General features: G+C 35.3%; 12 protein-coding genes. All 12 read left to right on the forward strand.

All coding sequences use genetic code 11. The annotated features are described in order from the left end of the window. The first annotated feature begins 42 nt into the window (after window positions 1-42). A complete protein-coding gene (gene rnc / locus K5Q13_RS00310) occupies window positions 43-744 on the forward strand; it encodes a ribonuclease III (protein ID WP_220738695.1) in 702 nt (233 codons plus the stop codon). Window positions 745-747: 3 nt separating this feature from the next. Beyond that, a complete protein-coding gene (gene smc, locus K5Q13_RS00315; protein ID WP_220738697.1) occupies window positions 748-4,296 on the forward strand; it encodes a chromosome segregation protein SMC in 3,549 nt (1,182 codons plus the stop codon). A 1-nt stretch (window position 4,297) separates the two neighbouring features. Further along, entirely contained in the window at window positions 4,298-5,431 is a 1,134-nt protein-coding gene (gene ftsY / locus K5Q13_RS00320) for a signal recognition particle-docking protein FtsY (protein WP_220738699.1), read from the forward strand. Then, on the forward strand, window positions 5,428-5,772 hold the full coding sequence (gene ylxM / locus K5Q13_RS00325; RefSeq protein WP_220738701.1) for a YlxM family DNA-binding protein: 345 nt from the start codon (window positions 5,428-5,430) through the stop codon (window positions 5,770-5,772). Before ftsY ends, ylxM begins: the two co-directional genes overlap by 4 nt. Before the next feature lie 94 nt (window positions 5,773-5,866). Beyond that, the gene (ffh, locus tag K5Q13_RS00330; protein WP_220738703.1) at window positions 5,867-7,336 is read left to right on the forward strand and encodes a signal recognition particle protein; all 1,470 of its coding nucleotides are present in this window, start codon (window positions 5,867-5,869) and stop codon (window positions 7,334-7,336) included. Continuing rightward, a complete protein-coding gene (locus K5Q13_RS00335; RefSeq protein ID WP_220738705.1) occupies window positions 7,336-7,515 on the forward strand; it encodes a hypothetical protein in 180 nt (59 codons plus the stop codon). Before ffh ends, K5Q13_RS00335 begins: the two co-directional genes overlap by 1 nt. A gap of 58 nt (window positions 7,516-7,573) precedes the next feature. Next, window positions 7,574-8,377, forward strand: a complete 804-nt coding sequence (locus K5Q13_RS00340) for a Cof-type HAD-IIB family hydrolase (RefSeq protein WP_220738708.1) — start codon at window positions 7,574-7,576, stop codon at window positions 8,375-8,377. Between the two features lie 214 nt (window positions 8,378-8,591). Beyond that, complete coding sequence (locus tag K5Q13_RS00345; protein WP_220738710.1) at window positions 8,592-10,028, forward strand: 6-phospho-beta-glucosidase; 1,437 nt, start codon at window positions 8,592-8,594, stop codon at window positions 10,026-10,028. A 15-nt stretch (window positions 10,029-10,043) separates the two neighbouring features. Then, the gene (locus K5Q13_RS00350) at window positions 10,044-10,358 is read left to right on the forward strand and encodes a PTS cellobiose transporter subunit IIB (protein WP_220738712.1); all 315 of its coding nucleotides are present in this window, start codon (window positions 10,044-10,046) and stop codon (window positions 10,356-10,358) included. Between the two features lie 24 nt (window positions 10,359-10,382). Next, entirely contained in the window at window positions 10,383-12,401 is a 2,019-nt protein-coding gene (locus K5Q13_RS00355; RefSeq protein WP_220739496.1) for a BglG family transcription antiterminator, read from the forward strand. Then, window positions 12,367-12,711, forward strand: coding sequence for a PTS cellobiose transporter subunit IIA (locus tag K5Q13_RS00360; RefSeq protein WP_220738714.1), 345 nt, complete (start codon window positions 12,367-12,369; stop codon window positions 12,709-12,711). The genes K5Q13_RS00355 and K5Q13_RS00360 overlap by 35 nt, the downstream gene beginning before the upstream one ends. Next, entirely contained in the window at window positions 12,683-13,240 is a 558-nt protein-coding gene (locus tag K5Q13_RS00365) for a sugar transporter (protein ID WP_246574092.1), read from the forward strand. The genes K5Q13_RS00360 and K5Q13_RS00365 overlap by 29 nt, the downstream gene beginning before the upstream one ends. Window positions 13,241-13,255 lie beyond the last annotated feature (15 nt).

Raw genomic sequence — 13,255 nt, forward strand, 5'->3', positions numbered from 1 at the left:
GATATAATAAGATATAAAACTATGATCTCAAAGGAAAGAGCCGTGTCACAAGACATTTTTAAAAAACATTTATTAACAGAATTCAATATTCAATTTAACGATGAATCTTTGCTGCAGGAAGCTTTGACACAGCGTAATTATTTAAATGAACATCAAGAGGTCAGTGGTCGTGATTATCAACGATTAGAGTTTTTAGGTGACTCTGTGATGCAAGTTTCGGTGGCTGAATATCTTTTTAAGCGTTATCCTAACTGGCATGAGGGACAACTCACAGAGATGCGAATCACAATGGTTCAAACACGATCATTTGCACATTTTTCACGCGTAGCGCATTTGAATGAGGGCATTCGTCTAGGTAAAGGTGAAGAAATGTCTGGTGCACGTAATCGTGATTCACTTTTAGAAGATATTTGGGAAGCCTTCATTGGTGCTTTATATTTGGATCAAGGAATGGATGCTGTACGAGCATTCTTAGACCAAACATTATTTGCAGCAATAGATACCGATTTTTTTGACAGATTTATTGACTTTAAGAGTCGGTTGCAAGAGAAACTTCAAAAAAACGGTGCGGTCGATATTTATTATCGTACTGAAAGTGAGCAACAACTACCGGATAACTCACAACTATTTGAAGCCAGTGTATCGGTTGCTGATCGTGAGTTAGCACGTGGTACTGGAAAATCAATCAAAGATGCTGAAAAATCTGCAGCACGCACAGCACTAAAATTATTGGAAGATAAGTAGTCTATGAAACTTAAATCACTTGAAATCAGTGGCTTTAAGTCTTTTGCTGATAAAACAATTATTGAATTCATGCCTGGTATGACTGGTATTGTTGGCCCTAATGGTTCTGGTAAATCCAATATTATTGAGGCAATACGTTGGGTTATGGGCGAACAAAGCGCCAAGGACTTACGTGGCACTAAGATGTCAGATATTATTTTTGGCGGCACCAATAAGAGAGGTGCTTTAAGCCGTTCCGAAGTATCGATGACTTTTGATAATTCAGATCACTACGTCAAGTCAGAATTTAACGAAATTCGTATCACTAGAAAGTTGTATCGTTCTGGAGAGAGTTCATATCAAATTAACGGTGTTGATAGCCGATTGCGTGATATTCATGAATTATTTATGGATACTGGACTTGGTAGAGAAAGTTTTTCAATTATATCTCAAGGGCGTGTGGAAGGCATATTCAATGCTAAACCAGAAAATCGACGTGGCATTATTGAAGAAGTTGCAGGCGTTTATAAGTATAAACAAAACAAAGAACGTGCCCAAAAAGAATTAGTGCAAACAAGTGATAATCTAGCACGAGTTGCTGATATCATTCATGAAATTCAAGATCGAATTGCGCCACTTGCAGAACAATCAGCACAAGCAACGGACTATATTGCACAAAAGGAACGCTTTGAAAAATTAGATACGTTAAGCTTGGCTCTGACATACCAGAATTTAGAAATACAAATCAAAGAAGCAACGGACAAAGTTGAAACACAAGATACTCGTGTTAACCAAATCAAATCGTCGCTAGATGTCGTTCATAAGTCACTGTCAGAACAACGTCAAGAGCGTGTGAGTACACAACTCAAACGAGATAAATTACAACAAGATATCTTATACAATACACAAGAACGAGAACGATTAATCGGTGCTAGAAATCTTAGTACACAACAAATTGAGGCCTTAGAACAAAGTATTATACAAACGGGTAATCAAGAAACAGACTGGTTAACACGTTTAGATAGTATTGACTCTAATATTGATGAAATAAATGCTGAAAAGAAGCAGTTACAAATACAAAAAGGTAATTTGCAAAACCAAATTTCAGCTTTTGATGTCGCGATCCAAGCAACTGTACAAAATGAATTACAAGGAAAAATTGACAATCATCGTCACGATTATATTCAAACCATGCAAGATATTGCGGCCTTGCGTAACGCAGTACAATCTGATGAAAAATCAAAGGAACGTTTAACTAAACGAGCACAGTCGTTATCACAACAATTGACAAAGGAATCTTCAATTTTAACTACTTTACAGGAGTCCTTAAAAGAAACAAATCAAAATGATAACCCGCATGTTGAACAGTTACAGCAGAATGTTGATAAGCTGCAAGATCGTTATGAACAAGAAATACTGAATCATCAAAAGCATGAAAAACGTTGGTACAGTGTCCTAAATGATTTAAATAAATTACGTAGTCAGCGAGATGCCTTATCTGCACTAGATGATTATGCGGGGTTCTATCAGGGTGTACGTGCGTTAATGCAACCGCATACACGACAAAAGTTTTCTGGTATTAAAGGTGTCGTTGCTGAATTGATGAATGTTCCAGCTGATTATACGCAAGCAGTAGAAACAGTTTTGGGTGCTGCATTACAACAGGTTGTTGTAGATACCACAGCAACAGCCAAGCAAGTGATTCAATATCTCACTCAAAAGCGTGCTGGTCGTGTGACTATTTTGCCGATTGATACAATTAAACCCAAGTATCTAACTGCCATTGAAAATATTAGATTGATAGATGGATTTATAGGTATTGCAGCTGATTTAGTTGAAATGCCTGTGGATATGGGTGCTATTAAGTCAAGTTTATTAGGTAGTACAATAATTGCTAAAGACTTGAATGCAGCAACGCAAATTGCAAAAACTGGAAAATATCGTTTTAGGGTTGTGAGTTTAGATGGTCAGGTGGTTAATGCTGGTGGGTCAATGACGGGTGGCGCACATCAAAAATCTAACACAATGATTTTGAGTCGTCAAAATGAATTGAGTCAGCTAAACGTTAAAGTTGAAGAGATAACTCAGAAAACTGAGTCATTGGAAGCTACTGTACAAAAACAAAGTGTCCAAACAGATACACTAAAAAAAGAATTGGCGTTGGCACAAAAATTATTATTAACAGCTAAGAATGAAACAGCACAAGTTGATTATGATTTAACGCGAAAGCAGGATGCAGTTAAGCAACAGCAACGTGTTGTGCAAGTGTTGCAGATGGAAAATCAAGATATTAATACACAACTGAATGATAACAATACTCAGTTACGTGTTAATGTTCAAAAAATAGAAGCAGCACAGATTTTACAAAAGGAACAAGAGCTTGAGGAAAAACAGTTAGATCAAGCACTTTTAGATGTTTCAAATCAATCACAAATTAGCAGTGAACAAAAAAGTATTGTTCAGACAGCTTATGCAACGGTTCAGACTAAAATAGATAGCTTAGGTGCACAGCTTGCACAATTAGGTACGCAACGTGACGATGCGCAAATGCAATTAAGTCGCATTCAAAAAGAACTAGAGGCAGCTAACAATCAATTGGGTCATGCTAAAGCAGACGCTAAAAATGTAGAAAAAGTTGATGGTATAACAACGCAACTTCAGGTTATGCAAACTCAGTTTGATGAATATACTACTGTATTAAATCAATTGTCAGATTCAATCATCATACTAGAAAATCAATTTACAAAACAACAAGAAACTCTACGAATCAATGTTAATACACAAAATCATTCAGTTGCAGAATTAACACGAATTAAGACGCAACTTGATAGCATAAAAACCCAATTATTAACACAATATGATATTGTAGATATAACAGATATTGTCAAGTCACATCAAATTGATGAATTATCTGAACTTAAAACGCAGTTAGGTTTATTACGGCGTAGTTTAGATGAAATTGGTTCAGTTAATTTGAGTGCAATTGCAGAGTATGAATCAGTCAATGCGCGTTTTGAATTTTTGACCAAGCAGCGCAATGATTTGAAAGATGCGCGTGATACGCTGTTGCAAACAATTGATGAGATGGATAGTGAGGTTCAAATCCGTTTTAAACAAACATTTGATGCCGTTGCAGCAAAATTCTCAATTATTTATGAGCAAATGTTTGGTGGTGGTCGTGCCGAAATTCGTTTAACAGATCCAAAGCATCTTTTGACTACTGGGATAGACATTATAGCGCAACCGCCTGGAAAAAAGTTTCAGCAAATGAGCTTATTGTCTGGTGGCGAAAAAGCATTGACGGCTATCACGCTGTTGTTTGCAATTTTACATGTCAGACCTGTACCATTTGTCGTTCTTGATGAAGCAGAAGCGGCATTAGATGAAGCAAACGTTGATCGATTTGCTAATTATTTATATCATTTTTCTGGTGATACACAGTTTATTGTTATCACACATCGTAAGGGTACAATGATGAAAGCTAATTTATTGTATGGTGTGACAATGCAGGAAGCTGGTGTATCTAAAATGATTGCTGTGGATTTGGATAAGGCAGCAGAAAGCGTAGGCTAATATGGGATTATTTGATATTTTTCGCAAAAAGAAAACTGAAGAAATTGATGAAGCAGTAGAATCAACAGATGAATTAGTATCCGAGCAAGAAAACTCGGATGAACCGTCTGATGAAATCGAAGTAGCAAATCAAAGTAGTGATGAAACACAGACAACAACACCTGAATATGTTTCTGAAAACCAGGAAATAACAGCAGAAGTTGAAGAACAACAAATATACGATAAAGGGTTAGAAAAATCGCGTACTGGTTTTTCTGCAAGATTCAATAAATTTTTAGCAAATTTCCGTTCAGTCGATGAAGATTTTTTTGAGGACTTAGAAGAAACTCTAGTTGGTGCTGATGTCGGTTTTGATATGGCAATTAAAATTTCAGACGAATTGCGTGAAGAAGTGAAATTAGAAAACGCTAAACGCAAGGAAGATGTGCGCGATGTCATTATAAAAAAATTGGTTGATCTGTATGAAGCTGATGGTGTGAATGAAGATGGCACAATGCATTTTAATTTGCAGGGCACAACTGTTATTTTATTAGTTGGCGTTAACGGTGTTGGTAAAACCACGACAATTGGTAAACTTGCCACCAAGTATCAGCAACAAGGTAAGTCAGTTTTACTTGCAGCAGCAGATACTTTTCGTGCTGGTGCAACCAAGCAATTACAGGAATGGGGCAAACGTGCAGGAGTTCCAGTAGTGTCTGGTAAAGAGAAAGCTGACCCAGCCTCAGTTGTCTTTGAAGCCGTAACAAAAGCACGTGATGAAAACTATGATGTTTTATTTGTTGACACAGCTGGTCGCCTACAAAATAATGTTAACTTGATGCAAGAACTAGAAAAGATGAAACGTATTATTAAGCGTGAGATTCCTAGTGCACCACATGAAGTACTTTTAGTACTTGATGCTACAACAGGTCAAAATGCATTGCAACAAGCAAAACTATTTAAAGATTCTTCAGATGTTACTGGTATTGTTTTGACAAAAATGGATGGTACTGCAAAAGGTGGTATGGTTTTTGCCATTAGAAATGAGATGCATTTGCCTGTGAAGTGGGTTGGTTTTGGCGAAAAAGCCAGTGATTTACGCGAATTTAAATCAGAAGAATTTATTTATGGGCTGTTTAAGGATCTAATTGCATGAATTTTAAAGAGAAAAATCATATTAATGCCTTATTTGGTTTCTATGGCGAGTTACTAACGACCAAGCAACAAGACTATTTACGTTACTATTTTGAAGACGATTTTTCAATTGTTGAAATTGCAGAAGTAGAAGTAGTCAGTCGCCAAGCAGTATCTGATAATATTAAGCGTGGTATTGACCAACTTGTAAAATATGAACAAGTTTTACATCTTCAGGCTAATTTTGAAGCGCGTTCGAAAATTGAAATTGCAGTACAAGATTACATTGCAGTGTATTATAATGAAGATGTAAGACTTAAAGAACTTGTTTCTCAACTTATGGCACATGAGATTGAAGACTAAAATTATACTCTAAAAAGGGGAAAAGTGTTCGGTGTTTAAAAATATATATGGTTATAAAATTGTATATTTTATGCGTTCACTCTAATATTATATTATGGCTTTTGAAAATTTAACTGAGCGCCTTTCTAAGGCGATGAAGAATCTAACCGGTCGTGGCCGGGTGAGTGAAGAAGATCTCCGTGCAACAATGCGGGAAATTCGTTTAGCGTTGTTAGAGGCCGATGTTAATTATGGCACAGTGAAAAAATTTGTTGCCAATGTTCGAGAAAAGGCAAGTGGTGCTGATATTTTAGAAGGTTTAAATCCAGCACAACAAATTGTCAAAATAGTTAATGATGAGTTAACAGCAACAATGGGTGAAGAGGCAGTGCCTTTGAATAAATCACCTAAAATTCCTACAATAATCATGATGGCCGGCTTACAAGGTGCAGGAAAAACAACAACAGTTGCCAAGTTAGCTTATAAATTAAAACAAGAACAACATGCACGACCACTATTGATCGCTGCTGACGTTTACCGACCCGCAGCAATTGATCAATTGGAAATATTGGGACGTGACTTGGAGATACCAGTTTTTCAAATTGGAACAGATGTTGATCCACGAGAAATTGTTCGTCAAGGTTTAGCGCAAGGTATTGCAAATAAAAATGATTATATATTCATTGATACGGCAGGGCGTCTGCAAATTGATGAAGAATTGATGCAAGAACTTAAGGATATAGCAAATATAGCACAACCAAACGAAATTTTACTAACCGTTGATGCTATGACTGGACAAAATGCGGCTGAAACAGCTAAAGGCTTCTCAGAAGCACTTGATTTAACAGGTGTTGTTCTAACTAAATTAGATGGTGATACGCGTGGTGGTGCGGCGTTATCAATTCGTGATGTGACTGGTAAGCCAATTAAGTTTATTGGACAAGGTGAAAAGCCAACGGATCTTGATGTTTTCTACCCTGAGCGTATGGCATCGCGTATCTTGGGTATGGGTGATGTTCTTACACTGATTGAAAAAGCACAACGTGATTTTGACGAAGAAGCGCAAGCTAAACAGCTTGAAAAAATGCGCCAAAACACTTTTGATTTCAATGATTTCGTTGCGCAACTCAAACAAGTTCAGAGTATGGGACCAATGGAAGATTTATTGAAAATGATTCCAGGTATGGCGAATAATCCTGCTTTAGCAAATGTGAATATTGATGCTAAGCAATTTTCACACTTAGAAGCTATTGTGAGTTCAATGACACCGGCTGAACGTGAAGATCCAGACTTGATTAATCCTTCACGTCGTCGCCGTTTGGCTGCTGGTGCTGGTCGTCCAATCGTTGAAGTCAACCGTATGATAAAACAATTTGACCAGATGCGTAAAATGATGAATCAAGCGACAAATGGTAATTTTGGTGGTATGGATAAAATGATGGGTGGTGCCGGTTTAGATATGTCCGCAATGATGGGTGGCGGGGGTATGCCATCTGGTAATTTTGGTCAGAAGGTCCAAAACTTTGCAATTAAGCAAGCGGCACGTCGACTGCAAAAGGCCAAAAAAAAGCGTGGTAAAAAGTAATGAAGCGGCTAGAAGTGGTATTGCCTACGTTCGTTTTTGTTGTCTTACTTGGTGCTAATCTACTCAATGCGCCTCACTTGTCGTTGTTAGTCATAGTAAGTGTTGTACTATTATCTGCGATTCCGAGTCTCGTGGTGTTTGGTTTGATTAAATTTTTAACGTGGTGGATGTTGCGTTAAAAATATTTTTTTAAAATCAATGTGACATGACGAAAGCATTTGAAACTAAAGGAGAAATATGTCGATTAAATTAATTGCCTCAGATCTTGATGCGACGTTTTTAAAAAACGATAAAACATTTAATGAAGTCTTATTTCAAGAAGTACTTGATAAATTACATGCAAAAGGTGGACAATTTGTTGTTGCCACTGGTAACCATGTTCAGAAAGTTCAAGACTACTTTAAAAATTTTGATGGTCAGTATCAATTAATTGCAAATAATGGTGCTGAGGTTATTTTGGATGGTAAATTAACTCATGTTTGGTCAGTGCCAGAAGATGTCCCTGCTATAATTGATAAACTAGCTGATAAGTATGTTGATCAAATTCAGTTGGGCGTATCATTTGTTGCCGCTGATAAGGCTTTTGCAATTGTTAAACGACCTAACGACGAGCAACTTGAATTTTCAAAAAAATATTTTGAAAATTTGACAATTATTCAGTCTGTTACTGAAATAAATGAGCCAATTTTAAAAATATCTTTGGTTTTACCTGACTTAGAGTATGAATTTATGCGCGAAGTGAAATTACTTCTGGGAAATAGAATTCATGTCACGACATCAGGTTATGGTGCGATTGATATTGTGAATTCTGAGGTTAATAAAGCAAATGCCTTGAGCTATATTGCAGATACACTTCACATCTCCCCCTCTGAAATCATGGCTTTCGGTGATGGTTTAAATGATTTAGAAATGTTGGAATATGTTGGGCAACCTTTTGCTATGACGAATTCAGACCAAGAACTGTTTCAACATGATTTTTCACGTAGTGTGACAGATAATGATAATGACGGTGTTTTGAAGACAATTTTAGAAAAATTATAACACGCTTATTAGCGTGTTTTTTTGTGAATTTTTTTAAATGATTGTTAGGTATTACAATTATAAATGGAAAAAAACTATTATAATTGGCATGATCTAATACTTTTTGTCAAAAATTAGATGAGTATTTCCGGAAGTATGTGGCAAGTAATTCAATAGAAATGTAAGCGCTTTCTTGATAAACTAAAGGTAGTTAAATTAAGTAGGAGGAAGGAAAATGCAGAACAAATTACCAAAAGACTTTCTTTGGGGTGGCGCTGTTGCTGCGCATCAATTAGAAGGTGGTTGGCAAGAAGGCGGTAAAGGCCTTAGTGTAGCTGATGTTATGACTGTTGGCACACCTACTCATGAGCGATCAATTACAGATGGTGTGATGGCAAACGAGTATTATCCCAATCATGAAGCAATTGATTTTTATCACCGTTATAAAGAAGATATCGCTTTGTTTAAAGAAATGGGTTTTAAATCTTTTCGGACATCCATTGCTTGGACTAGAATATATCCTACAGGAGAGGAAACTGAGCCAAACGAAGCAGGTCTTCAATTTTATGACGATTTGTTTGATGAATTGATAAAAAATAATATTGAGCCGATTATTACGCTCTCACATTTTGAATTACCATATAATTTAGTGACGAAGTATGGTGGTTTTCGTAATCGAAAGTTAATTGATCTGTTTGTTAAATTTGCTGTGACTTGTTTTGAACGTTATAAAAATAAAGTTAAATATTGGATGACGTTTAATGAAATTAACAACCAAGCAAATTATGAAAGCGATTTTCTAGTATTTACTAATTCAGGTTTGCGATATAAGCCAGGTGAAAACCGAGAGGAAGGCATGTATCAATCAGCTCATAACGAACTGGTAGCAAGTGCACGAGCAGTCAAATTAGGGCATGAAATTAATCCGGATTTTCAAATTGGTTGCATGATTGCAATGGGACCAGTTTATCCGGCAACAATGAATCCAGACGACGTTTTGGCAGCTCAAAAAATGATGGAGAAAAACTATTTCTTTGCAGATGTGCATGTCAATGGTGTTTATCCAGCGTTTTTGAAAAAATATTGGGCACGAAAGGGATTCGATATTAACATAACAGAACAGGATTTGGAAGATTTAAAAAACGGAACAGTTGATTACATCGGATTTAGTTATTACATGTCACATGCTGGTAAAAAAGAAAGTAATATCCAATTTGATGACATGACGCCACAAAATAGCACAGTTCGTAATACTTATTTAGAGGCAAGCGATTGGGGTTGGCAAATTGATCCTAAGGGTTTGCGTTATGCACTGAATTGGTTTACGGATAAATATCATTTACCATTATTTATTGTTGAAAATGGTTTCGGTGCGTATGATAAAGTTGAAACGGATGGAGCCATACACGATGATTATCGTATTAGTTATTTAAGAGAGCATATTCGTCAAATGACTTTGGCTGTAGTAGAAGACGGTGTTGATCTAATCGGCTATACACCTTGGGGATGTATTGATTTAGTATCAGCTGGTACTGGCGAAATGGATAAACGTTATGGTTTTATCTATGTGGATAAAAATAATAAAAACGAAGGAACATTAAGGCGTAGTAAAAAAGATTCGTTTTATTGGTATAAGGCAGTCATCGCTTCAAACGGTGATAACCTTGATTAGAAAGGAAGATATATCATGAAAAAAGCGTTAATTATTTGTGCGGCTGGCATGTCATCATCAATGATGGCTAAGAAAACTACTGATTATTTTAAGGAACGAAATATTGATATTGAAATGGATGCTATTACAGCAACAGAAGGTGAGGAAGCAATCCGTGAAAGCGATTTTGATCTATTTTTAGTTAGTCCTCAGACCACTATGTACCTTGATAATTTTAAAAAAGTAGGCCAAGAAGTAGGAAAACCTGTCGTTTCAATTCCATTCAATGCCTATATTCCGATACCAATGGGCATTGAAAAGATGGCTAAATTAGTTGAAGCAAATACTTGAATGTGACGTGAGGCATGGCTAATGATGAAGCAAAAAGAGAATGATTTACTACGTTATTTACTAGATAACCAAGATCATTTTGTGACTAGTGAGGAACTTGCTGAAGTCTTATCATTATCATCAAGAACTATTCGCAATTATGCTAAAAGATTAAAAACGCAGTTAAATATGCATGGTGCAACATTTGAAGCTAAGCCAAGTTTGGGTTATCGATTACACATTTCTCAGCCAGTTGCATTTGATTTATATTTGACTAAAAATTATCAATTAGCTGATGATTCTGTTGAAATTGATGTGTCAGACCGTCAAAAGTATATTTTAAATAAACTTGTCATTGAGAATGAGGCATTTCCAATTGATGATCTCATGGATCGTTTATTTGTTACGCGTTCAACTTTATCAAAAGACTTGTCCATGATTCGAAAAGAGTTAATGCCATATGAGTTAGTCATTGACAGTAAACCAAATAAAGGCATATTTATTACAGGATTAGAACGTAACAGACGTCATTTTATTTTAGACTATTTTTTTAATCATAGTGATAATTCATTGCAACATTATATGTCAAATAAGTCATTTTTTAAAAGGATTAGTTTCGATCAAATAACAATTATCGTACTTGATGAATGTCGTGAGTCGGGTATTCATCTGACGGACTTTACAATTCAAAATATTGTTTTATATCTTGCTTTAAGTGTACAACGCATGGCAGAAGGATTTGAATTACAAAACATACAACTTGATGACAAAGTAGAAACACGAAGTGTATACATTGTGGCTCAAAAAATTATTCGTCGTATTGAAAATGGGTATCAAATACATGTACCAGAAAGTGAAGTTGAGTACCTCACAATTCAGCTATTAGCTAACGGAAAAAATACGACAATAATTAGTGATGCTGGTATACATGATGATATTGATTCTGTTTTACAAAAAATAGAATTAGAAATCGGATACCCAATATCACAAGACTATGAACTCAAAAAAAATTTAATTGAACATTTAAAACCGATGCTTGTGAGATTAGAACAAGGGTTACAGTTGAAGAATCCTTTATTACATGAAATTAAAACAAATTATTTACCTTACTTTTTAGATGCTAAGCGCTATATTAGCTGGTCCACATATTTATCGCAATTTGAAATAAATGATGATGAGGTAGCGTATTTGACACTTCACTTAATGGCAGCTGTAGAAAAATATCAAGACTTCAATAAACCACGAACCTTAATCATTTGTGCAACCGGTTATGGCTCTGCACAATTGTTGAAAAACCGTTTAAAAAAAGAATATAGTGAGTATCTAAATATTGTTGGCGTTAAGGGCTACTATGAAGTTGATAATTTGGCCTTAGCGGACGTTGATTTAATCATCAGTGCAATAGACTTATCAACGCAAATATTCAAGGTTCCTGTAATACAAGTCAGTATTTTTCTAACAGAAAGTGATATTAAAAAGATCAATCATTTCTTTTATCATTCACGTACAAATTTAAATCATCATATTGAAATTAATGACGAAAGTTCGCTGGAGAATGATCAGTTGAATTACTTTGAGCAATTCACGGATGAATCGTATTTTAAAATATGGCAAGACTCGACCACGCGAGAAGAGGTATTGGATCAGTTAAGTGATATGGTAACTAAAAATGAGTCAACAAGTTTTAAAAAAGAGTTATTAGATCAAATTGATCAAAGAGAATTGTTAAGCGCAATCACTTTTAGCAATACAATTGCGGTACCACATCCAGCAAAAGCTCTAAGTAAAGTACCTCAAATCGCTATTGGTGTGATACCAAATGGTCTAAAATGGTCGGATAAATATACAAATATCAAACTTGTATTTCTTTTGTCACCGTCATATTGGAATAATCAAGGTTTGACAGCGATAACGCAAACAATTGTTGCGTTAGTCGAAAATCCAGAAGCGCAATCAGATTTGATTTCAGTAAAAGATTTTTATGATTTTCAACAAAAATTTGTATTATTGATGAAAGGGGGTAGAAAGCATGAATTCAGAAGAAATACAGGTCATCGCATTTGAAATTATCTTTCATAGTGGTAACTCACGTACCAATGTACACGAAGCTTTTGATGCTATGCGCCACAAAGATTTTGAATTGTCAGACCAAAAGCTATCAGATTCAAATAAAGAGTTATTATTAGCACACAAATCACAAACAAAATTGCTTCAAAATTATGCTTCTGGAACAAAAATTGATATGGAAATTATATTAGTTCATGCGCAAGACCATCTCATGACTACGATGACCTTACGAGAAATGGCAATTGAAATGCAAGCCTTATATAAGGAGGTTAAAACAATTGAAGACAGCAAAGAATCAACAAGGTAAAATGATATTACCAAAAAAATCTAAGTTGATGACCGATGACATTGAAAAAAATCGTAAAGATATGAGTCTCAAGAATATGCAATTTAATCGTTTTCTTTTTATTCGTTATGCGACGGCTTTCTTTTTCTTTGTTAATTTGTATTGGGCATTAATCATGAGACAGACCTTGATTGTACTAATTCCGATAGCTATTATGATAGTTGCTTCGCTTGCTATTGTTGAGCAAATTAAATTATTTGGTCAGCATGATAATCAATTAAGGTACTCGAAGTTTTACTTTAGATCACAATTATTAGTCAATATTGTACTCATGGTGAGTACAATAACACCAGAATTTGTAACATTATTTCGATTTGTAAATAATACGAGTCAAAATAGATTAATCATTTTAGTAACGTTATTACTTGGATCTATTATTGTTATGTTAGTTAACCAACGATTAAATTTAATTGCAAGTAACCATGATAAGTACTATTCACGTTTGGTAGCTTATCAAATTGCTCTCAAGAATAACAAGGAGATGAAATAGTTATGGAAAATGGAC

The organism is Leuconostoc miyukkimchii (assembly GCF_019656055.1).
Classification (GTDB): domain Bacteria; phylum Bacillota; class Bacilli; order Lactobacillales; family Lactobacillaceae; genus Leuconostoc; species Leuconostoc miyukkimchii.